General features: G+C 60.7%; 22 protein-coding genes. 6 read left to right on the top strand and 16 right to left on the bottom strand.

Features of this window, described 5'->3' with window-relative positions; translation table 11 throughout:
* Nucleotides 1-68: 68 nt before the first annotated feature.
* From trmB to ACIN8IBEIGE_RS00095, 4 genes are all read right to left on the bottom strand, one after another.
* The gene (gene trmB / locus ACIN8IBEIGE_RS00110; protein ID WP_160012864.1) at nt 69-788 is read right to left on the bottom strand and encodes a tRNA (guanosine(46)-N7)-methyltransferase TrmB; all 720 of its coding nucleotides are present in this window, start codon (nt 786-788) and stop codon (nt 69-71) included.
* Nucleotides 789-808: 20 nt separating this feature from the next.
* On the bottom strand, nt 809-1,603 hold the full coding sequence (locus tag ACIN8IBEIGE_RS00105; protein WP_090250159.1) for a thiazole synthase: 795 nt from the start codon (nt 1,601-1,603) through the stop codon (nt 809-811).
* 57 nt (nt 1,604-1,660) lie between these two features.
* Nucleotides 1,661-1,861 carry a sulfur carrier protein ThiS gene (gene thiS / locus ACIN8IBEIGE_RS00100; RefSeq protein WP_090380313.1) on the bottom strand — a complete coding sequence of 67 codons (201 nt, stop codon included), beginning with the start codon at nt 1,859-1,861 and terminating at the stop codon, nt 1,661-1,663.
* Nucleotides 1,862-1,963: 102 nt separating this feature from the next.
* Nucleotides 1,964-2,350: a DUF423 domain-containing protein gene (locus tag ACIN8IBEIGE_RS00095; protein ID WP_160012863.1), complete on the bottom strand. Its 387-nt coding sequence runs from the start codon at nt 2,348-2,350 to the stop codon at nt 1,964-1,966.
* A gap of 67 nt (nt 2,351-2,417) precedes the next feature.
* On the opposite strand from ACIN8IBEIGE_RS00095, the gene mtgA reads away from it, so the two are divergent.
* A complete protein-coding gene (gene mtgA / locus ACIN8IBEIGE_RS00090) occupies nt 2,418-3,155 on the top strand; it encodes a monofunctional biosynthetic peptidoglycan transglycosylase (RefSeq protein ID WP_160012862.1) in 738 nt (245 codons plus the stop codon).
* 1 nt (nt 3,156) lies between these two features.
* On the opposite strand, the gene ACIN8IBEIGE_RS00085 is transcribed toward mtgA, so the two are convergent.
* The 7 genes from ACIN8IBEIGE_RS00085 to ACIN8IBEIGE_RS00055 all read right to left on the bottom strand — a co-directional run bounded on the left by ACIN8IBEIGE_RS00085 (nt 3,157) and on the right by ACIN8IBEIGE_RS00055 (nt 10,710).
* Nucleotides 3,157-3,768, bottom strand: a complete 612-nt coding sequence (locus ACIN8IBEIGE_RS00085) for a hypothetical protein (protein WP_160012861.1) — start codon at nt 3,766-3,768, stop codon at nt 3,157-3,159.
* 61 nt (nt 3,769-3,829) lie between these two features.
* Nucleotides 3,830-4,684: an RNA polymerase sigma factor RpoH gene (gene rpoH / locus ACIN8IBEIGE_RS00080; RefSeq protein ID WP_160012860.1), complete on the bottom strand. Its 855-nt coding sequence runs from the start codon at nt 4,682-4,684 to the stop codon at nt 3,830-3,832.
* Nucleotides 4,685-4,793: 109 nt separating this feature from the next.
* A complete protein-coding gene (gene ftsX, locus ACIN8IBEIGE_RS00075) occupies nt 4,794-5,813 on the bottom strand; it encodes a permease-like cell division protein FtsX (RefSeq protein ID WP_160012859.1) in 1,020 nt (339 codons plus the stop codon).
* The gene (gene ftsE / locus ACIN8IBEIGE_RS00070; RefSeq protein WP_160012858.1) at nt 5,810-6,478 is read right to left on the bottom strand and encodes a cell division ATP-binding protein FtsE; all 669 of its coding nucleotides are present in this window, start codon (nt 6,476-6,478) and stop codon (nt 5,810-5,812) included. The genes ftsX and ftsE overlap by 4 nt, the downstream gene beginning before the upstream one ends.
* 1 nt (nt 6,479) lies before the next feature.
* The gene (gene ftsY, locus ACIN8IBEIGE_RS00065; protein WP_160012857.1) at nt 6,480-7,907 is read right to left on the bottom strand and encodes a signal recognition particle-docking protein FtsY; all 1,428 of its coding nucleotides are present in this window, start codon (nt 7,905-7,907) and stop codon (nt 6,480-6,482) included.
* Nucleotides 7,908-8,115: 208 nt separating this feature from the next.
* Entirely contained in the window at nt 8,116-8,859 is a 744-nt protein-coding gene (locus tag ACIN8IBEIGE_RS00060) for a TorF family putative porin (protein WP_160012856.1), read from the bottom strand.
* Nucleotides 8,860-8,967: 108 nt separating this feature from the next.
* Nucleotides 8,968-10,710: an amidohydrolase gene (locus tag ACIN8IBEIGE_RS00055; RefSeq protein ID WP_160012855.1), complete on the bottom strand. Its 1,743-nt coding sequence runs from the start codon at nt 10,708-10,710 to the stop codon at nt 8,968-8,970.
* Nucleotides 10,711-10,818: 108 nt separating this feature from the next.
* Here ACIN8IBEIGE_RS00055 and ACIN8IBEIGE_RS00050 point away from each other — a divergent pair, with 108 nt between their 5' ends.
* The 5 genes from ACIN8IBEIGE_RS00050 to ACIN8IBEIGE_RS00030 all read left to right on the top strand — a co-directional run bounded on the left by ACIN8IBEIGE_RS00050 (nt 10,819) and on the right by ACIN8IBEIGE_RS00030 (nt 16,591).
* The gene (locus ACIN8IBEIGE_RS00050; RefSeq protein WP_160012854.1) at nt 10,819-11,754 is read left to right on the top strand and encodes a LysR family transcriptional regulator; all 936 of its coding nucleotides are present in this window, start codon (nt 10,819-10,821) and stop codon (nt 11,752-11,754) included.
* 266 nt (nt 11,755-12,020) lie between these two features.
* Nucleotides 12,021-13,376: a pitrilysin family protein gene (locus ACIN8IBEIGE_RS00045; protein WP_160012853.1), complete on the top strand. Its 1,356-nt coding sequence runs from the start codon at nt 12,021-12,023 to the stop codon at nt 13,374-13,376.
* A complete protein-coding gene (locus tag ACIN8IBEIGE_RS00040; RefSeq protein WP_160012852.1) occupies nt 13,369-14,847 on the top strand; it encodes a pitrilysin family protein in 1,479 nt (492 codons plus the stop codon). The genes ACIN8IBEIGE_RS00045 and ACIN8IBEIGE_RS00040 overlap by 8 nt, the downstream gene beginning before the upstream one ends.
* Nucleotides 14,847-15,455, top strand: a complete 609-nt coding sequence (gene rsmD / locus ACIN8IBEIGE_RS00035; protein WP_160012851.1) for a 16S rRNA (guanine(966)-N(2))-methyltransferase RsmD — start codon at nt 14,847-14,849, stop codon at nt 15,453-15,455. The genes ACIN8IBEIGE_RS00040 and rsmD overlap by 1 nt, the downstream gene beginning before the upstream one ends.
* A 128-nt stretch (nt 15,456-15,583) precedes the next feature.
* Entirely contained in the window at nt 15,584-16,591 is a 1,008-nt protein-coding gene (locus ACIN8IBEIGE_RS00030) for a hydrolase (protein ID WP_160012850.1), read from the top strand.
* Between the two features lie 5 nt (nt 16,592-16,596).
* Here the strand turns inward: ACIN8IBEIGE_RS00030 and ACIN8IBEIGE_RS00025 are convergent, their stop codons facing one another.
* From ACIN8IBEIGE_RS00025 to ACIN8IBEIGE_RS00005, 5 genes are all read right to left on the bottom strand, one after another.
* Complete coding sequence (locus tag ACIN8IBEIGE_RS00025; protein WP_218579691.1) at nt 16,597-17,919, bottom strand: TolC family outer membrane protein; 1,323 nt, start codon at nt 17,917-17,919, stop codon at nt 16,597-16,599.
* Nucleotides 17,916-20,003 carry a peptidase domain-containing ABC transporter gene (locus ACIN8IBEIGE_RS00020; RefSeq protein WP_160012849.1) on the bottom strand — a complete coding sequence of 696 codons (2,088 nt, stop codon included), beginning with the start codon at nt 20,001-20,003 and terminating at the stop codon, nt 17,916-17,918. Before ACIN8IBEIGE_RS00020 ends, ACIN8IBEIGE_RS00025 begins: the two co-directional genes overlap by 4 nt.
* Nucleotides 20,004-20,040: 37 nt before the next feature.
* Complete coding sequence (locus ACIN8IBEIGE_RS00015; RefSeq protein ID WP_160012848.1) at nt 20,041-21,195, bottom strand: JmjC domain-containing protein; 1,155 nt, start codon at nt 21,193-21,195, stop codon at nt 20,041-20,043.
* A gap of 144 nt (nt 21,196-21,339) precedes the next feature.
* Complete coding sequence (locus ACIN8IBEIGE_RS00010) at nt 21,340-21,513, bottom strand: hypothetical protein (protein WP_160012847.1); 174 nt, start codon at nt 21,511-21,513, stop codon at nt 21,340-21,342.
* Between the two features lie 64 nt (nt 21,514-21,577).
* A complete protein-coding gene (locus ACIN8IBEIGE_RS00005; RefSeq protein ID WP_160012846.1) occupies nt 21,578-21,835 on the bottom strand; it encodes a hypothetical protein in 258 nt (85 codons plus the stop codon).
* Nucleotides 21,836-22,001 lie beyond the last annotated feature (166 nt).

Genomic DNA, 22,001 nt, shown 5'->3' with positions numbered 1-22,001 from the left:
TTCCGATCTTGTGCAATCATCCCTGTGCTTATGGTTTTGCTGCGCCGATACCTCAGCGCGTGAATCAATCAGTCGATGCGCTGGAACTTCAGATCCCATACGCCATGCCCCAACCGCTCGCCACGACGCTCGAACTTGGTGGTCGGGCGTTCTGTCGGGCGTGGCACATACTGACCATCGGCGGCCAGGTTCTGGTAACCGGGTGCCGCGTTCATCACTTCCAGCATGTATTCAGCATAGGGCTGCCAGTCGGTGGCCATGTGCAACACACCGCCGACCTTGAGCTTCTGCCGCACCAGCTCGGCAAACGCCGGCTGCACGATACGCCGCTTGTTGTGCTTGGCCTTATGCCAGGGATCCGGGAAGAATAGCAGCACTCGATCCAGGCTGGCATCGGCCACACAGGTGCGCAGTACGTCCATCGCATCGCTGCTGTAGACACGCATATTGCTGAGGTTCTGCGTCATCAGGCCGTTGAGCAGGGCGCCAACACCCGGGCGATGTACTTCCACCCCGATAAAGTCCTGCTCGGGCGAAGCGGCGGCCATTTCCAGGGTTGAATGGCCCATGCCGAAGCCGATTTCGAAGGTGCGCGGCGCAGTACGACCAAACACTTGGTCGAAGTCGCGCAGGCCATCCTCCAGTTGCAGACCAAACTTCGGCCAGCCCTGATCGAGTCCACGTTGCTGGCCTTCGGTCATGCGCCCGGCGCGCATCACGAAACTCTTGATCGCGCGGTGCTTGGAGGTGTCTTCAGCCGGCTCAGGCTGTTGTGGCAAATCAGTCATGCTGTGCTCTTAAAGTGCTTTTACTTAATCAGACCATCCAGCGGCGACGAGGCGCTGGCATAAAGCTTCTTAGGCATGCGCCCGGCCAGGTAGGCCATGCGCCCGGCGATGATCGCGTGCTTCATCGCTTCGCCCATCAGAATCGGGTTCTGCGCATGGGCAATCGCACTGTTCATCAGCACCGCCTCGCAGCCCAGTTCCATGGCAATCGTCGCATCGGACGCGGTGCCGACACCGGCATCGACCAGAACGGGAACGGTCGCTTCTTCGAGGATGATGCGCAGGTTGTATGGGTTGCAGATGCCTAGCCCGGTGCCAATCAGACCGGCCAGCGGCATCACCGCGATGCAGCCCATGGCGGCCAGTTCGCGGGCAATGATCGGATCATCGCTGGTGTACACCATCACGTCGAAACCGTCCTTAACCAGCACTTCGGCGGCCTTGAGGGTTTCGATCACATTGGGGAACAGGGTCTTCTGATCAGCCAGCACTTCCAGCTTGACCAGCTTGTGGCCATCGAGCAGCTCACGGGCCAGACGGCAGGTACGCACCGCTTCGACAGCGTCGTAGCAGCCGGCGGTATTCGGCAGGATGGTGTACTTGTCCGGCGAGATCACATCCAGCAGGTTCGGCTCGCCCGGGTTCTGCCCGATATTGGTCCGGCGCACCGCCACGGTAACGATCTCGGCACCCGAAGCCTCGATGGCCAGGCGGGTTTCTTCGAGGTCCTTGTACTTGCCGGTACCGACCAGCAGACGCGACTGATAAGTACGGCCGGCTAGGGTAAAGGGCTTGTCGCTGGGCGCATGGCTCATAGGTAATCCTCGTGAAGGTGGGCGGCAGTCAGAACGCGATAAACCGATGAGCGGGGATCAACCACCGCCAATGGCGTGGACCACTTCAACCTGGTCACCCTCGCGCAAGGCGGTAGTGGCATGCTGGCTGCGCGGCACGATATCCAGATTGAGTTCGACCGCCACGCGCCGTCCGGTCAGGTCCAGACGCCCGATCAACCCGGCGACGGTTTCCCCGTCGGGCAATTCGAATGCTTCACCGTTTAACTGAATACGCATGACGGCTCGGTCACAACTGAGAAAAGGGCCGGCATTCTAGCCTGATCATGGGCGCCGACCAAGGCTAAAGGCTACCACTCGTCCTGCTTTCTGACTTGTGGGTCAGGCGTTACTGCGCGCACCCAGCTTCCAGGCCGCCACGCCCAGGCACAGCCAACCGGCGAGAAACGCCAGGCCGCCGAAGGGAGTGACCACGCCCAGGGCACTGATACCGCTCAAGGTCAGCGCATACAAACTACCGGAGAACAGCACGACCCCCAGGGCAAACAGGGCGCCAGCACAATTGACCAGCGGCGCGGGCCGCAGGATGGCTAACAGGCCAACGCCGAACAGCGCCAGGGCGTGAATCAGCTGGTAATGGGTGCCGGTTTGAAACACCGCGAGATAGACCGGCGTTAGCTGGTTTTTCAGGCCATGCGCAGCAAAGGCGCCCAAAGCGACACCGGTAAAACCGGCACAGGCGGACAGCAATAACCACAGACGAGCCATGCATCACTCCAGCTATATAAACAGGGCTGGCTATAATGGCCGGCAAACTCATCCCGGCCAAGCACGCATGTTTCGATCCCTCGTCCGTCGACTGCTCACACTCCTGCTTTGGCTGATGCTCGCCTCGGTCTTGCTGGTGTTGTTACTGCGCTGGGTGCCGCCACCCGGCAGCGCACTGATGGTTGAGCGCAAGATCGAATCATGGATCATGGATCAACCCATCGACCTGCAGCGCACTTGGCGCCCCTGGAGCGAACTGCCGGATGACTTGAAGATGGCAGTGATTGCCGGCGAAGATCAGAAGTTCGCCGAACACTGGGGCTTTGATGTCGCAGCTATCCAGGCCGCTCTGCAACATAACCAACAAGGCGGCTCGCTGCGCGGCGCCAGTACCCTTAGCCAGCAGGTGGCGAAGAACCTGTTTCTCTGGTCCGGCCGCAGCTGGCTGCGCAAGGGTATCGAGGTGTGGTTTACCGGTTTGATCGAGCTGCTCTGGCCCAAGCAGCGAATTCTCGAGGTGTACCTCAACAGCGTCGAGTGGGGTGACGGCGTGTTCGGTGCCGAAGCAGCGGCGCGGCATCACTTCAAGGTCGGCGCGCCCTACCTGTCACGCCAGCAGAGCAGCCTGCTGGCCGCCGTGCTGCCCAACCCGCGTGAGTGGAGTGCCAGCCACCCGAGCGCGCACATTAGGCGCCGGGCCGGCTGGATTCGTCAGCAAATGTGGCAACTGGGTGGCAGCCACTACCTCAACCGTCTGCAACCCAGCCGCCCCGACTGGTGGCCGGACTGGTTAAAGGGCGTTTAAGTCAGCGCTGTTTCAGCAGATGCCGCGGCACGGCATAAAGGAAGTACAGCTCGTCATCCTGCAGGTGTGCGGTCATGCCCAGTTCGGGATAAACCCAGGCCTGCCCCTCGACCAACTCCAGGGTCAGTCGCGGCTGACCGATGCTCGCGGCCAATCGCGCAACATCCAGCGGCGCCGGCGGAAGCAAGGTCAGCGCAATAATCGGGCGATTGGCCAATGGCACCAGCAACTGGCTGCTCAGCGGCTGTTCCTTATCCGTCGGTTTTAACCCTGCAGCGCCCAGCAAACTTTCGCGCTCGGCCTTGTCCAGACCGACTTCCGCTTCCAGCGACCATTTTTCATCGCCGTCCGGCAGCTCACCGCGATACAGCAGGCGTGCGCCATCCAGGTTCGGCTGCAGCCAAAGCTCGCCTTCCAGAGCATCGTCCAGGTGGACCAGGCTCAGCCGATCATCGGCCAGCGGCGTAAGCACCCTGGTTTGCCATTCAGCCAGCCAAGGCAGGGGTTGCGCGGCCGGCTGCGGACGCATCAGCCACGCGCCCCAGGCAAAGAACAAAGCGGCGACTACGGCAAAAATCAGCCAGTGCTGCAGGCGTATGGGCGGTAATTTCACGGGCTTTTCCTTAGGCAGAAAAAAGCCGCACCTGGGTGCGGCTTCTGAACAGTAGCGCGATTTACGCGGCGATTGAGCCCTTGAGCTTGTTCATCGCGTTCTTTTCCAGCTGACGGATGCGCTCGGCCGATACGTTGTACTTGGCGGCCAGGTCATGCAGCGTAGCTTTCTCTTCAGCCAGCCAACGCTGGTAGAGGATGTCACGGCTGCGCTCATCCAGACCTTCCAGCGCTTCGTGCAAATTGGCGGTGGAGCTGTCACTCCAGTCGGAATCTTCCAACTGGCGCGCAGGGTCGTAGCGGTGGTCTTCCAGGTAATGCGCCGGCGACTGGAAGGCGCTTTCGTCGTCCGCCTCGGCCGCTGGATCGAAGGCCATGTCGTGGCCAGTCAGGCGGCTTTCCATCTCGCGCACTTCACGCGGCTCAACACCCAGGCTTTCTGCAACGGCATGTACTTCGTCGTTGTTCAGCCAGGCCAAACGCTTCTTCTGGCTGCGCAGGTTGAAGAACAGCTTGCGCTGCGCCTTGGTGGTGGCGACTTTGACGATCCGCCAGTTCTTCAGGATGAACTCGTGGATCTCGGCGCGAATCCAGTGCACGGCGAACGACACCAGGCGCACACCCATTTCCGGGTTGAAACGCTTTACCGCTTTCATCAGGCCGACGTTGCCTTCCTGAATCAGGTCGGCTTGGGCCAAACCGTAACCAGAGTAGCTGCGGGCGATATGCACAACAAAACGCAGGTGAGCCAGCACCATTTGCCGGGCGGCTTCGAGGTCTTGTTTGTAGAAGAGACTTTCCGCCAGTTCACGCTCCTGCTCGGGGGTCAACAGCGGGATGCCGTTTACCGCATGCACGTATGCCTCCAGGTTGGCACCCGGAACCAGAGCATGAACAGGTTGCAAAGAAGTGGACATTTGAATCCTCCGACTTACGAATCGTGGAGCAGTCTAGCACTGCCCCATGGGACTTTGTACCGCGGTACAAGTTCCCTTACACATAGTCAATATCAAGCAAAACAATAACTTATCTTGGAGCCAGCTCGTTCAGGTGACGAGCGACCGCCAGCCAGGCGCCAATATAGCCCAACAGCACCGCGCCGAGCAGCAGGGATAGACCATCGGCCATCGGCACGCCATCCAGAGCGAAGTCGCTGCCGTACAAACCGGCCAGACGCACCACGGCGTCGTTTAGCCAATCCAGGCCAAAGGCCAGCAGCAGCCAGGCGAACACGCCCGCGCCAATCCCGTACAGCGCGCCCATATAGAGGAAAGGCCGGCGCACGTAACTGTCGGTGCCACCGACCAGCTTGATCACCTCGATCTCGGTGCGGCGGTTCTCGATATGCAGACGAATGGTATTGCCGATCACCAGCAGCAGTGCCATCACCAGCAGCAGGGTCAGGCCGAAGACAAAGCGCTCGCCGAGCTTGAGCATGGCGCTCAGACGCTCGACCCAGAGCAGGTCCAGCTGCGCCTGCTGTACCCGTGGCAACTCAGCCAAGCGCAGGCGCAAGGCCTCCAGGGCAATCTTGTCGACCTGCTGCGGCGTGACCACTATCACCCCAGGCAGCGGATTATCCGGCAGCTCCTTAAGCGCTTCACCCAGCCCCGACTGCTGCTGGAACTCGTTCAGCGCCTGTTCACGGCTGATCCATTCGGCCTCTTCAACGTCATCCATTGCCGCGATCTGCTCACGCAGCGCCTGGCCCTGGGCTTCGCTGGCGTCGATCTGCAGGTACAGGGAAATCTGCGCCGCACGCTGCCAGGACACACCCAGGCGCTCGACATTATCCAGCAGCAGCGCCAAGCCCATAGGCAGGCTCAGGGCCACGGCCATCACCAAACAGGTGAAAAAGCTGCCGATCGGCTGCCTGCCCAACCGACGCAGACTGTCGACCAGACTGGCGCGGTGGTTTTCCAGCCAGGCATGTAGTTGATGGGTAAAGCTTGGGCCGTCATCGCCCGGCGTTGGCGCTTCGGACTTCTTCGGCGCCGCACCGACGCGTTGCGCCGGCTGCGGAGGTGGCATGCGTGTGGCGCTCATGCGGCCTCCCCGTCGCCGATCAGGCGGCCGCGCTGCAGGGTCAACATGCGGTGGCGCATGCGCGCGATCAGCGCCAAATCGTGGCTGGCAATCAGCACGGTGGTGCCGAGGCGGTTGATGTCTTCAAACACCCCCATGATCTCGGCCGCCAGGCGCGGGTCGAGGTTACCGGTGGGCTCATCCGCCAATAGCAGTGCCGGGCGATGCACAACGGCGCGGGCAATACCGACGCGCTGCTGCTGACCGGTGGACAGGTCCCCCGGGAACTGCTCGGCCTTGTCGGCCAGGGACACGCGCTCCAGGGCGGTGCGCACGCGGGTGCCGATTTCGTCCTTGGACAGGCCGAGAATCTGCAGCGGCAGCGCCACGTTGTCGAATACGCTGCGGTCGAACAGCAGCTGGTGGTTCTGGAACACCACGCCGATCTGTCGACGCAGAAACGGAATCTGCGCATTGGTGATATGCGACAGATCCTGCCCGGCCAGCAACAGTTTGCCGCTGCTCGGCCGCTCCATCGCCAGCAGCAGACGCAGCAGGGTGCTCTTGCCGGCACCGGAGTGCCCGGTGACGAAGAGAAACTCGCCACGGCGTACGTGGAAGCTCAGTTCGTGCAGCCCGATGTGGCCGTTCGGGTAGCGCTTACCGACCTGCTCGAATTTGATCATCCTATTTCTCCGCGAACAGGGCCTGAACGAAGGCATCGGCCTCAAAGGTGCGCAAGTCATCAATACCCTCGCCCACCCCGATATAACGAATCGGCAAGGCAAACTGCTTGGCCAGGGCAAAGATCACCCCGCCCTTGGCGGTGCCATCCAGCTTGGTCAGCGCCAGGCCAGTAAGGTTGACCGTCTGATTGAACTGTTTGGCCTGATTGATCGCGTTCTGCCCGGTACCGGCGTCCAGCACCAGCAGCACTTCGTGCGGCGCGGTGTCATCCAGCTTGCCGATTACCCGGCGGACCTTCTTCAGTTCTTCCATCAGGTTGTCTTTGGTATGCAGGCGCCCCGCAGTGTCTGCAATCAATACGTCCATGCCGCGCGATTTAGCCGCCTGCACCGCATCGAAGATTACCGAGGCGGAGTCGGCGCCGGTGTGCTGGGCAATTACCGCAATCTGGTTGCGCTCGCCCCACACCTGCAGCTGCTCAACAGCGGCGGCGCGGAATGTGTCGCCGGCGGCGAGCATGACCTTCTTGCCATCCTGCTGCAGTTTTTTCGCCAGTTTGCCGATGGTGGTGGTCTTGCCGGCGCCGTTCACGCCGACCACCAGAATCACATAGGGCTGTTTGCTGCTGTCGATTTTCAGCGGCTGCTCGACCGGTTTGAGCAGCGCAACCAGCTCATCCTGCAGGGCCTTGTAGAGCGCGCCGCTGTCGGCCAGCTCCTTGCGCGCCACACGCTTGGTCAGGTTGCCAATGATCGCCGTGGTGGCCTCGACGCCGACGTCGGCGGTCAGCAGGCGGGTTTCCAGGTCTTCGAGCAGGTCGTCGTCGATGGCTTTCTTGCCGAGAAACAGGCTGGCCATACCCTCGCCCAGGCTGGCGCTGGTTTTCGACAGCCCCTGCTTGAGGCGCTCGAGAAAGCCGGCGCGGGTTTCTTCGGCGTTTTTGGCCGGAGCGGCAACAGGCTGCACGACTGCAGGCTCAATCACTGGCGGCGCGACGACCGGCTCAACCAGCGCAGGCTGTTCAATATGGGCATGCAGCACTTCGCTGCCGGCATTGATACGGAAACGCGACGGCCGTGGCTGTGGGTTGGCTTCGCTGGCTTCAGGCAGCGCGGGAGCGGCAGTCGGCTCAACCGGAACTGGGACCACTGACGCAGGCTGCGGCTCGACAACGACTTCTGCGGGAATGACTGGCGACTCAACTGGCGCAGCGACTTCGCTTACCGGCGCAACGGGCTCAGGTGCGGTCTCGGCAACAGCCGGAGCAGCAGGCTGCTCGCTGACGGGCGTTGGTTGCGGTTCAGGGCTGCTCGGTGCCTGCGGCTTCTTGCGCAGCCAGCCGAACAGGTCTTTCTTCTCTGCGGGCTTCTCGGCAGAGGCCGGCGCAGCAGGCGCGGGGGTGTTCTTGTCGTCGTTGGAACCAAACATGGAGGACGGCTATCTCGAAAGGTGCGACACGCCGGTACAAGGCTCAGAAAGTATTACCCACGCAGCGCAACAGAGCTGAAGAGTGTGCGCAGTAATACCCGGATGCCCCAGCAGACACGGCCGCCAGTAAAACGGATGCGTATCCTAGCACCTCCGCGCCCGCTGGCGCTAAGGCCAAGCGGGCGCGTCCGACGGCATGTGTTGCTCCCTAGAAGGTCTTGCTGGCGCTGGCGACGACGGTCGGCCCGCACAGGTCGTCGTAGCCGCTGAAGTTCAAACACTCGGCTTTCGACTGGTCGGTATCGATGTAGCTCAGCCCCCAGGTCACGCCGATCAGGTCGCGAGTCAGGTCGACCTGCCAGTAGTCATAGCGCTGCCGCGACCTGCTGAAGTCTTCGCTCCAGAGCACATCGTCCTTGTAGTCGACGTTGCCGTAGCGGGCATCCAGGGCTACGTCCAACGGCAACTGGGTGCGATAGCCGATATACGCGTTGAGCTTGTCGTCATCGGTATCGACCGAATACTTGCCACCGACATAGGCGCCGTAGGCCTCCAGGGTGACGATGATGTCGCTGCTGTTGAACTGGCTTTCGCCTGGGTAGGTGTACTTGCTGTACATCGTATCCAGGCTGATGCGGTCGTTGATCTGCCAATAGTAGCCAGCGTAGTAGTCGACTTCCTGACGGGTGCCGTAATCGTCGTCACGTTCCCAGTCGTAGCCAAAATTGACATGACTGGTCCAGGCCCCAAGGTAAGCACCGCTAACATGGCTGAGCATCACATCGAGCTGTGCGGCTGGGTCTCCGAGTGTTTGCGAGACGCCGTCGGAGCGGTAGTCGCTGACCACTTTGGGGGTGATCAGCAGGGCAAACTGATCATTCAGTTCTACTGCCTGGCTGCAGAGGGGCTGCAGCGCCAGGCTGATAAGGGTGAGGATGGCTAATACGCGCATTGGCTTTTCCTTATTGTTATGGGGCTGTGGCGAAGGCTGAACAAGGCTCCGCCCGCCCTGCCCCATGCGGGGAGCAGGGCCGATAAGGCGGAGCGGGCGGAGTCTGGGTCAGGAAGCCGGGGCGTAAACCTGCTTGCCGGCGAAGAAGGTGCGCAGCACCTGGGTGTCGAACAGCTCTTCATCGCTGACCTTGAACACATCGCGGTCGAGGACTATCAGGTCAGCCTGCTTACCGGGTACCAGGGAGCCGATCTGGCTGTCCAGGCGCAGGGCCTTGGCGGCATTCAGGGTGTAGGCCTGGAACATGCTCTGCCGGTCGATACTTTCCTTGGCATTCAGCACGCCCATTGGCCCCTTGCGAGTGCTGGCCTGGGCGATGGCATTCCAGGGATTGGGGCTGGAGACCGGCCAGTCGCTGGCCCCGGCTATGGTCGCGCCGGCCTCATGCAGCGAACGCGCCGGGTACTGGTACTGATAGGCGGCGACGCTGACATAGGGTTTGACCAACTCCTCGGTGTAGGTCTCGGCGGTGGCCCAGAGCAACTGCATCGAGGCGATCACGCCGAGCTGCTTGAACCGCGCAAACTCCTTGGGATTGACCAGCTGCAGGTGGCTGATGCTGTGCGGCACCGCTGCCGGCTTGAGCGAGCGGGCGTACTCGAAGCCGTTCAGCGCTTCACGCACCGCGCGGTCGCCGACCGCATGCACATGCATGATCCAGCCGCGCTGCTCCGCCGCCACGGCCAATTGGCCGAAGTTCTTCGGGTCGATCAGCAGCTCGCCGCGCTTGAGGCTGTTCTTGAAGGGGTCGAGCACCGCAGCGGTCTGCCCTGGGAACTCCATCACGCCATCGGCGAAGATCTTGATCCCGGGGAACGTCAGGTTCGGCACACCCTGAAATTGCTGCATAACCTTGTCGAGCACCTCGAGATCAGCCGGTTTGCTCTGCGGGTGAGTAATCAGCAGCGCCGCAACGTGGGCGCTGAGTTCGCCGTTCTCGGCCAGCTTGCGGTACAGCGGCAGCACGCCGACATCCTTCTCGGTGGGGCGCAGCTCGAACAGTGAATCGCCACTGCCGGCATTGGCCGCCGCGTCCATCCAGGCGGTAACGCCGACCTGGTTATTGACCTTCACCGCCTCACGCGCGGCATTGAGCATCACCGCTTCGGTGGGCGCGGGCAGTTGGCTGCGCACCCGATCCCAGCCGTTTTCCGCCAGGTAGCCGCTGGGCGTGAAGTCGGCGCCATGGCCGATATAGTTGCGTTCCTTCTCCGGCAGGCTTTGCACCAACGCCGCATCGATCTTCACCCGCGCGAGCATGGCGTTGTTGGCCCAGCCGGTATGCCCGTCGATGCCATTCAGTACCACCGGCTGCTCCGCCCAGCGGCCCTGGTTGAAAATCTTGCCCAGCTCCGCGCTCTGCTCCCAATAGCCCGAGCTGGCGCCGGAGATGACGATGATATCGCCCACCCGTGCCACTCCGTCCTGATCCTGGGCGATGATCCACTGCTCCAGCTCGGCCAGCGGTTTGACTTCGTCATACAGGTTGGCGCCCATGCTGTCGTAGGCCGCCACCACCGGATGGCTGTGGGTGTCGATCATGCCCGGCATCAGCACCTTGCCCGCCAGGTCGATCAGCTGCGTATCGGCATCGGCCAGGGCCTTGATCTCGGCATCAGTGCCTACCTTGAGAATCTTGCCATCCGCCACCGCGACGGCCTGCGCCTGGGGTTGGCCGGGTTCAGCGGTGTACACCTTGCCGTTAAATAGCAGCAGGTCGGCGGCCGCCATGGCTTCCATCGAGGAAAAAGCCATGGCGGCGACCAACAGGCTTGGAATAAATCGTTGCATTGCCTTAGCCTCTTGTTCTTATTGGTTTCGTCGCGAGACTAGCGCCTGACGCAGCGGTACAGAACCGCAGCGCCAAGCAAAAAGCCTTTGCCAAACAGGAAAAAACCCATGGACAAGCTCAGCGCCCTGAGCATGTTTGTCGCCACCGCCGAGCACGGCAGTTTTAGCCGCGCGGCCGAGCAGTTGGGTAAAACCCCCTCGGCCCTGACCAAGGCGATCAGCCATCTGGAAGCCGAGCTGGGCGCGCAGCTGTTCGAGCGCAGCACCCGCCGTACCGCACTGACCGAGGCCGGACGGCTCTACCTGGATACCGCGCGCCAGGTGCTGCAGCGCCTATACGATGCCGGTGAAGAGATCGGCCAGCTCAAGCACGGTCTACACGGCAACCTGCGCCTGACTGCGCCGCTGGGCTTTGGCCGGGCGTTTCTCGATGAGGCGTGTGGCGGCTTTCTCGCCGCCAACCCGCAGATTCGCCTGCGGGTGGATTTGTGCGACGCCTTTGTCGATCTAGTCGAAGGCGGTTATGACCTGGCCCTGCGCGAGGGCCGCAGCGACCTGCCGGGACTGATCGCCAAACCCCTGGGGCACAACCGTATCGTGCTGTGCGCCAGCCCGACCTACCTGGCCGCCAACCCAGCGCCATTGCACCCGCAGCACTTCGCCCAGCACCAATGGCTGCTCTATCGCCACCCATCGCTGGATCAGCACTTCTGGTGGCTGGCGCAAAACGGTGTGCGCCTGCGCGTCCCAGTACCTAATGCCCGCCTGGAAAGCGACAACTACGACTTATTGTTAGCCAACACCCTCAGCGGCGCCGGCCTTTACGGCTGCCCGACCTGGAGCGTGCAGCCCTATCTGGACAGCGGCCAACTGGTGCAAGTGATGAGCGAATATGACTTCGACCCGGACGCCTTCGGCCCGCTGATCCTCGCCGTATACCCCAGCCATCGGCGCGCCACGCGCAAGGTGCAGGCCTTTATCGATTACCTGGCAGCGTTTCTCGACGCCCGCGGGCTGGGCCTCAACCCCGCCACCGATACCTGAACAATTGCTACGGCGCAGGCGGAACCGGCCCACAGCGGCAAGGTCTCACGGTTCTGTTGCACGCCGCTTGCCGTTAGAATCCGCCCCTGGCCTGAGCCGCCCGAAAGCCGAGGCGATGCAGATCACAAACAGGTTCTATGGATTGACTGCCGCAACACGCCATACTCTGCCGCAGGTTTTGCCCAACACCTCATACCTGCGCTCCACAGCGTGCCGAGTCGCCCTCCGCGCCACGGCAACATGTCATTTACGGTGAACAGATTCCCATGCCAACGCTTGCCCATCGTGTCGCCGCCCTATGTTTCGGCGTGCTCTTTACACCGCTGCTGGCCCTGGCCGCGGAAACCCAACCGACCCACGAATTCAGCCTGGACAACGGCCTCAAGGTGATCGTGCGCGAAGACCATCGTGCCCCGGTGGTGGTCAGCCAGCTCTGGTACAAGGTCGGCTCCAGCTACGAGACGCCCGGCCAGACCGGCTTGTCCCATGCCCTCGAACACATGATGTTCAAGGGCAGCCGCAAGCTCGGCCCCGGCGAAGCCTCGCGCATCCTGCGTGAACTGGGCGCAGAGGAAAACGCCTTCACCAGCGACGATTACACCGCCTACTACCAGGTACTGGCCCGTGACCGCTTGGCCATCGCCCTGGAACTGGAAGCCGACCGTCTGGCCAGCCTCAAACTGCCAGCCGATGAGTTCGCCAAGGAAATCGAGGTGATCAAGGAAGAGCGCCGCCTGCGCACCGACGACAAGCCGTCGAGCCTGGCCTATGAGCGCTTCAAGGCCATGGCCTACCCCGCCAGCGGTTACCACACGCCGACCATCGGCTGGATGGCCGACCTTGAGCGCATGACCGTCGAGGAACTGCGCGCCTGGTATGAAGCCTGGTACGCGCCGAACAACGCCACCCTGGTGGTGGTCGGCGACGTCAGCGCCGCCGAGGTGAAGATCCTCGCCGAGCGCTACTTCGGCGCCATCCCCAAGCGCACTGTGCCCACCGCGAAAGCGCCGCGTGAGTTGGCCGCACCGGGCGAAAGACGCATCACCCTGCACCTGAAAACCCAGCTGCCAAGCCTGATGATGGGCTTTAACGTGCCAGGCCTGGCCACCGCCGAACAACCGCGCCAGGTGCACGCGCTGCGCCTTGCAGCCGCCTTGCTCGATGGCGGCTACAGCGCCCGCCTGCCGACCCGCCTGGAACGTGGCGAGGAACTGGTGTCCGGCGCTTCGGCCTGGTACGACGGCTTCTCCCGTGGCGACAGCCTGTTCATTCTTTCCGCCACGCCCAACGTGCAGACCGGCAAGAATCTCGAGCAGGTCGAAGCCGGCCTGTGGCGCGAGCTGGAGGATTTGAAGAACACCCCGCCGAGCGCCGAAGAGCTTGCCCGTGTGCGTGCACAAGTGATCGCCGGCCTGGTCTACGAGCGTGATTCGATCACCAGCCAGGCCACCGCCATTGGCCAACTGGAAACCGTCGGTCTGTCGTGGACGCTGATCGATCAGGAACTGGCCGAACTGGAGGCCGTGACCCCGGCCGATATCCAGCAGGCAGCCAGCACCTTCTTTACCCGCGACCGCCTGAGCGTCGCCCATGTTCTGCCTGAGGAGAAGCGCAATGAGTGAGCGCAATGGCCTGCGCTACGGCCTGCTCGGCCTGGCGCTACTGATATTGCTGGCGCTGCTGGCCCTGGTGATCAACCGCTCGACTAGCAGCCCAACCCCGGCTCCCGCCGAGTCGACCAGCATCGAATCCCTGGCCGCCCTTGGCGATCAGCCACCGAGTCGCCGTGACCTGAATATCCAGACCTGGCAAACCGCCGAAGGCGCCAAGGTGCTGTTCGTCGAAGCCCGCGAACTGCCGATGTTCGACCTGCAACTGACCTTTGCCGCCGGCAGCAGCCATGACGACGGCACCGCCGGCCTGGCCATGCTGACCAACGCCATGCTCAACGAAGGCGTGCCGGGCAAGGATGTCGGTGCAATTGCCGCCGGCTTCGAAAACCTCGGCGCCAACTTCGGCAACGGTGCCTACCGCGACATGGCCATCGCCAGCCTGCGCAGCCTCAGTGCGGCGGACAAACGCGAGCCGGCCCTGCAGCTGTTCAATCAAGTGCTCGGCCAGCCGACCTTCCCGGAAGACGCCCTGGCGCGAATCAAGAACCAGCTGCTAGCCGGCTTCGAGTACCAGAAGCAGAACCCTGGCAAGCTGGCCAGCCTGGCGCTGTTCGAGCGCCTGTACGGCACGCACCCGTACGCCCACCCAAGCGAGGGCACGGCGGAGTCGATCCCGAGCATCAGCCGCGAGCAACTGCAGGCCTTCCATGCCAAGGCCTACACCGCCAGCAATGCGATTATCGCGTTGGTCGGCGACCTCTCGCGCAGCGACGCCGAAGCGCTGGCCAACCAGGTGTCCGCCGCCCTGCCAAAAGGCCCGGCGCTGCCGCGCATCGCCCAGCCGGAAGAACCCAAGCCGGGTCTGCAACACATCGAGTTTCCGTCGAACCAGACCCACCTGATGATCGCCCAGCTCGGCATCGATCGCCGCGACCCGGACTATGCCGCACTCTACCTGGGCAATCAGGTATTCGGCGGCGGTGGTTTCGGTACTCGCCTGATGACTGAAGTACGCGAGAAGCGCGGCCTGACCTATGGCGTCTACTCCGGCTTCAGCGCCATGCAGGCGCGCGGCCCCTTTATGATCAACCTGCAGACCCGCGCGGAGCTCAGCGACGGCACCCTGCAACTGGTCAAGAGCATGCTCGCGGACTTCATCAAGGATGGCCCGACTAGTGATGAGCTGAACAACGCCAAGCGCGAGCTGGCCGGCAGCTTCCCGCTGTCCACCGCGAGCAACGCCGCGATCGTCGGCCAGCTCGGCTCCATGGGCTTCTATGACCTGCCGCTGAGCTATCTGGAAGACTTTATGCGTGACGTCGAAGCGCTGAGTGTGGAACAGGTCAAGGCCGCCATGGCCAAGCACCTCAACCCCGACGCGTTGGTGATTGTCACCGCCGGTCCGAGCGTGGCGCAAAAAGAACTGCCGCCGCCCACCGACCGCCCCGCCGAACAACCTTCTGGCGTCCCGGAGCACTGATGAGCAAGCGACCCAAACCACCGAAAGCCGCCCCCGCCCATGGTGGTGATGGCCAGTTGCGGATCATTGCCGGGCAATGGCGCTCGCGTCAGTTCAACTTTCCCATGGCCGCCGGCCTGCGCCCGACGCCAAACCGCGTGCGCGAGACGCTGTTCAACTGGCTGGCGCCCTATGTCGAGGGCGCCAAGGTGCTCGACCTGTTCGCCGGCAGCGGCGCGCTGTTTCTCGAAGCGCTGTCACGCGGCGCCGGCAGCGCCCTGGCCCTGGACCTCAATCCGGCGGCCATCGCCAGCCTGCGTGGCCACCTGCAAACACTGAAGTGCGACAACGGCCAACTGCAACAGACCGACGCCCTGCTCTACCTGCAGAGCCCAGCGGCGACGCCGTTCGACCTAGTGTTTCTCGACCCGCCGTTTAACCAGAACCTGCTGCTGCCGGCCTGTACCCTGCTGGAGCAGAACGGCTGGCTGGCGGCCGATGCCTGGGTCTACACCGAAAGCGAAAATTCACCGTCCAGCCTGGGCCTGCCCGGCAACTGGCGCCTGCACCGCGAGCAGAAGGCGGGACAGGTGTATTACGCGCTGTGGCAGCGCACGGCCGTAGCCTAAGGGGAAACCTTGGGCTTTACCTTGTGAAGCCCAACCTCGGTCAGGTTCTGTTATTCGCCCCACTCATATAGCTTCCGTTTCACCGCTCAAGGCCCTAGCCTGAGCGCTTTCCCAAGCGATACCTGTCCATGACCACGCCCTTCAAACCCGCCTGGTGGCTGCCTGGCCCGCATCTGCAAACCCTGTGGAACCCGATGTGTCGTCAGCCGGCGAAACTGGCGCGCACCCGCGAGCGGCTGTGGCTGGACGATGGCGACTTTCTCGACCTGGACTGGCACGGCCCGCATGACGCCAGCACCCCGCTGGTATTGGTGCTGCACGGCCTGACCGGTTCATCCGATTCGCTCTATGTGCTGGGTTTGCAGCAGCAACTGGCGGCCCAGGGCTGGGCCAGTGTGGCGCTGAACTGGCGCGGCTGCTCCGGCGAGCCCAACCTGCTCGCCCGCGGTTACCACTCCGGCGCCAGTGAGGATTTGGCGGAAACCGTGCGCCACCTGCGCGCCCAGCGCCCCATGGCCCCGCTGTATGCGGTGGGTTACTCCCTAGGCGGCAATGTGCTGCTCAAGTATCTGGGGGAAACCGGCGCCGACAGCCAGTTGCAGGGTGCAGCGGCAGTCTCGGTGCCGTTTCGCCTGGACCAGTGCGCTGACCGCATCGGCATGGGCTTTTCCAGGGTCTACCAAAGCCATTTCATGCGCGAGATGGTGGCCTACGTGAAGGACAAGCAGCGTCTGTTCGCTCACCAAGGCATGAGTGATCGTCTGTCCACCCTGGAAAAACTCGGCCCGCTGGACAATATGCGCACTTTCTGGGATTTCGACGGGCGCATCACGGCGCCGCTGCACGGTTACGCCGATGCCGATGACTACTACCGGCGCGCCTCCAGCCGCTACTTTCTCGGCCTGATCGAGACGCCGACGCTGATTATCCAGGCCGCCGACGATCCCTTCGTCTTTACCCACAGCCTGCCCGAAGCCAGCGAGCTGTCACCCAGCATCGAATTCGAGCTGCACGCCCACGGCGGCCATGTCGGTTTTGTCGAGGGCAGCCTGGGAAAACCGGGTTATTACCTGGAGCGGCGCATTCCGCAGTGGCTGCAACAGCAATTAAACCGCATACCACTCAGCGTAAGCTGACGAGTTCACTCCTCCAGTAGAGCATTCACATCTTGCACATCGGCTTCGCTTAATAAGCCGGCTGCTGCCTTCAACCGCAGTAGGGATAGCACCGTGTCGTAGCGAGCACGGGATAACTGCTGCACGGTATCGCTGTACTGGCTCTGCACCTCCAGCACATCGATGCTGATCCGTACGCCAACCTTGTATCCCAGGCGATTAGCATCCAACGCCGACTGCGCTGACAGCGTAGCAGCTTCCAGCGCACGGACTTGTGCCATCCCCCCGACGATCCCCAGCCAGGCCTCACGAGCAGCCAGCGCCGCAACACGCCTGGCGTCATCCAGCTCGGCTTCGGCCTGAATACGTAACGACTGTGCTTCACGAATCGTTGAGCTGGTACGTCCACCGGCATACAGCGGCATGCTCAGGCGCAAACCAATACTGGAGGATTCGCTTCGCTCCGTTCCCAGGTTCGGGCGCTCGTGCATATTCTGGCTTGCCACCAAATCCAGTGTCGGCAAATGTTCGGCCTGACGGCTACGCACTTCATTACTGGCAATGTGTAGCAACAGCTCTTGAGCTTGAACCTCGAAGTTGCCCTGAGTAGCCGCCTCAACCCAAGCCTCAACCCTGTTTGGCTGCGGTACTTCAAGGACGACCCCAGGGCGCAGCCCCGAGAGCCGTAATGGATGCCTGCCGATAACACGAGCCAGGGCATGCCGAGCCAACTCCAGATCATTCTCGGCCTTGATCGACTGTGCCAATGCTCTGTCAAAACTCGCCTGCGCCTCATGCACATCGGCAATGCTGACATTGCCAAGCTCGAAATTCTTGCGCGCGCTGGCCAGTTGCTCGGCATCCGCAGCACGCAATTGCATAACGGCGCTGAACACATCCTCGGCATTCAATACGTTGAAGTAGACCTCGGCCACCCGTAATACCAGTTCCTGATAGGCAATACTCTGGCGGCTGGCGGCCAGGGCAGTAAGTTGCCGGCCCTGCTGAAACCGCACCCAGTTCTGCCAGCGAAACAGCGGCTGAACGAGCTGGATGCTGTAGGTACGGTTTTGTTGCCGGTATTCAACATCCCCGCTAGCAACCTCATATTGGGTCTGGTTCCAGGTATTTTGCGCATCCACCGACAACTGCGGCAAAAGCTCCGCACGGTGCTGCACACGCTGCTCCAAACCTGCCTGATACTGCGCCTGGGCGGCTGCAAACTGGGCGTCATGCTGCAAGGCTTCGCGATAGACCTGCAACAAATCAGCAGCCTGCAGCGGCAGACCCAAGGTCCAACCCAGCATCACCAGTACCAACCACTGCAATCGGCTAACAGGCGGAATCAAGCGCTGACCTGCTGCTGATCGAGCCGCACATCCTCGACTATTGCACCCTTGTCCAGGCAGATCAGGCGCTTGGCAAAAGCGATGGTCTCGCGTCGGTGGGCTATGGTGATGCGCGTAGTCGGCATCCGATGCAGGGCCTGCACCACATGCTGCTCGCTGTGCAGATCCAGATGGCTAGTAGCCTCGTCCAGGGCCAGAATTTTCGGCTCTTTATAGAGTGCCCGGGCCAGCAGCACACGCTGCTTCTGCCCGCCAGAAAGGCCACTGCCCATTTCCGCCACCAGGGTCTGGTAACCCATCGGCATGCGATTGATCGCCTTGTGGATATGCGCCTTGCGAGCAGCTTCCTCGACCCGCTCCTGACTGGCGTCCGGGTCGAAACAGGCGATGTTCTCCGCCAGCGAACCGGCCAGTAGCTGATCCTCCTGCATCACCGTACCCACCAAGGTGCGCAGTGCCTCCGGCCCCAGTTGCCTGATGGGAATACCACCCACGCGAATCTCCCCCTCGGTAGGCTCCAACAAACCCAGCATCAATTTGAACAACGTGGACTTGCCACAGCCTGAACGACCCACGATAGCCAGCGAATCGCCCGGCTCTATGCTCAAAGACAGATTGCGCAGTACCCAGGGCTCACCCTCGGCATAGCGGAAGGACACATCCTTCAAATCGATACGTGGCTCGACCCGCTCCAGGTCGGTTTCCATACCGCCTTGCGGTTCGACTGGCTCCAGGGCGATATCGGCCAGGCGCTCGGCGTGCAGCGAGAGCATCCGGATCTCGATACCCAGGTCGATCAGTGTGCTGGCTCGGCCGCTGAACTGGCTCTTGTAGGCAATAAACGCCAGCAGCATGCCGAGCGACAGCGCCCCATCTAGCACCGCCATACCCCCGACATACAACAGCAGCATGCCTTCCATGCCGAAAATCAGGGTATTGAAGCTGGCGAACACTAACAGCATTTTCTGCGTGGCCACATCGCGGTTTTGCACATCGGCCATCAGGTTCTGCCAGGTCGCCAAACGCAGAGGCGTGGCGTTGAACAACTTGAGCGGCAACACCGCGCGGATGGTTTCCAGGAAGTAGGAATTTTCCTTGGCCGCCAGAACAATGCGCTCCTCTGAGGCATTGCGCAGCGGCTGGTAGAAAGCCAAACGCAACAGGCCGTAAAGCGCCAAAGCAACCAGCACGATACCGGTCAGTGCCTTGCTGTAGAGCAGCATCATGCCCAGGGTGATCAGTGTCACCAAACCATCCAGTACCACGGTAATGGCACCGCTGGTCAACACATTGCGAATGGCCCCCAGGGATTGGAAACGCGCGGTGATATCGCCCAGATGGCGCTTTTCAAAATAAGGAAACGGCAAGCGCAGCAAATGGCTAAACAGATTGCCCGACCATTGCAGGGCCAGTTGCTGGTTCAGCCGCAGGTTCATCCAACCACGGGCCATACGCAGCACGAAGTCGATCAGCATCAGCAGGCTGCCACCTAGCACTGCCAGCAACAACAAGTGGTGGTCTGCCGACACCAGCGCACCATCCACCACCCACTGGGTCACTTGAGGCGATAGCAGCGCCACCACCTCCAACGCTAAAGCCAGCACAAAAATATTACCCAGCGCGCGCTTGAGTCCCAGCACCCTGCCGGTCAGATCACGCAGACGCAAACGAGGTTTTTCCTGTGCGGGGCGAAAGGCCGCATTGGGTGTCAACTCCAATGCCACACCGGTGAAATGCCGGGAGGCCTCCTCCAGCGTGATCACCTTGCGCCCCGTGGCAGGGTCAAGAATCACCAGCCGGTCACCGCGTACCTTTTCCAGCACCACGAAGTGGTTGAGGTTCCAGTGCAGGATGCAGGGCGTGCGCAGCTTGCACAGTTCATCCAGTTCCAGACGCAATGGCCGGCAGGAAAACTCCAACACCTGGGCATAGCGCATCAACTGCGCCAGGTTGGTGCCTTTAATTGAAATGGAAAAGCGGCGGCGCAAAGTGGCCAAATCCAGATGCAAACCATGGGCGGCAGCCACCATTACCAGGCAGGCCAAACCGCACTCCTGGCTTTCCGCTTGGAGCGTTACTCTCATTGAAGATTATTCGTTCAGGTAAAAGAGGGCTGGATATTCAGTAACGAAGCGCTTCAAGAATGTCCTGCCGGCACAGCTCATGCACCAACACCCGCAGTTTATCCGCATCGATATCGGCCAGCCTGCTGACCAACTCGCCCAGACTGATTGCGGGAGACTCCGCGATACAGCGGATCAGTCGCACGCCTGTTGCGTCCAGGTTCAACTTGGTGCCGTTGGCAATCAGGTAATTATCGGCAAGACCATGAGGCTTATTGGCGCTCAGGCGAATACGGGTACTGTCCGGAATAGTTCGCGTATTAGGATTGCCAAACAGTTCGACAGCCAAGGGCGACTCGACACGAGTTGCACCGATAAACTCATCCATAAAGCGCCGATAGTTGTCGGGATCATTGATAAATTCATCAATATACCGGCCCACGGCTGCAATATTTTCCTTATCCGCTCCCCAAGCGCTGAGCGACTTTCTCGCCCCGATAAAATTCGGCAATTGACGAAATGCCCACTCCATATAATCGGTGGTATAGGCCGGAAAGGTCCCCACGGCCAGATGAAAAGTCTCCTCACCAATCGGCAACGGATTATGCCACCAGCCGCGCGGCAGATAGAAGACATCGCCCGCCTCCAGAATAAAGTCCATATAGGGCTCTTTCGGACAGGGGTATTGTTGCTCGACATCCTTACTTTGCTGCATATACAGAGGCGACTCGAACGACGGCTCGTAAACGATCCAGCGTTTGCGACCTATCAACTGAATAACGAATACATCACGGGTATCCCAATGCGCGCGGAATGAATCACGCTCGCCAAAGGCAGCATAGGCACTGGTTACCGTCTGCCGCCCGGTAAACTCAGCGATTTGCCTGGCCAGCGCATCCGCCTTCGGCTCGTTAGCAAGCTTATTGGCGATAAGCGTGGCACCATTTTTCAGGTAGTCGTAGACCACCGGCTTGATCAGACGGTGCCGCAGAGTGCCTATATCTAGGTAGCTTTCGACATATTCTTTTTTGGGGCGGATACCGTCGCAGGATAACTTGAAATCATTGGAAAAAACATTAGCCCTTTCAAATATTTCATTGGCGTCACCCCAAGCAAAATCACCTACATCCACAGCCCCCTTTAGAAGAAACGGCTTAACCTCTTCGTACTGGCTAGAAAAAACATCGCCAGAAAAATCAAATCGAATCATCATTAAAAATTCACCCCCAAAAATACTGTTTTTATATTTACCTCAACCCAACTAAAACCAAGAACCCTGACAACTAAAAATCACACAACCATCGTAAAAATGCGCCCTACAGATGCAAGGCGCTTGAATCAAGTTAAACTGAAGTCCTTAGATAATTTCTCTACTCAAAAAAGCACAAACACCTGCGACCACAGCGCCTGATACTGCAAGCCAAAACCCAAGACCAGCCGCTTCCTTTGACCTAGAGAAATAGCCAAGCCTAACTGCAAAAATAGAAAGCACAACAACACCAGCACCAACTATAAACAGCGACATCGACATCGACATCATCCTTAAATCACCATAAACAACCAGAGAAGCCCTTTAACTTTTTTCAAAGCGAAATCTAATTGTAGTCAGTACCATCGCAGTTAGTACCATCGTAGTTAGTACCATCTTTGAATGCATCCCCTTCAATAAGCCCATCACCAATGGCTACCCCCCCTGTATATGCCAAAACACCAGCTGCGCCCAAGCCTGCCAATCCGACTGGTGTTGAGACAATAGCAACAGAAAGAGCTACGCTCGCTAAACCCGCACCAACCTCACCCCAATCAGCCCCACCAGAAACAACCTCCAAATCAACAAGACTCAGCTCTCTCATAACTATCTCCAATTAAAAAATAAAACCCAATACATTAACAGCACAGAAAACCAAGATCACACTTCACTGCAACCCCAGCCTCAACGATGCACGATAAAATTCTGCCACATTTATACTTAAACGCCATCCTATATCTGTAGGGGGGGGGGGGGCATGCAAATAAAAA

Source organism: Pseudomonas sp. 8BK, assembly GCF_902506475.1.
Taxonomy (GTDB): Bacteria; Pseudomonadota; Gammaproteobacteria; order Pseudomonadales; family Pseudomonadaceae; genus Aquipseudomonas; species Aquipseudomonas anguilliseptica.
Note: the sequence above shows the minus strand (reverse complement) of the source record. Positions and strands in the feature narration are given on the sequence as shown.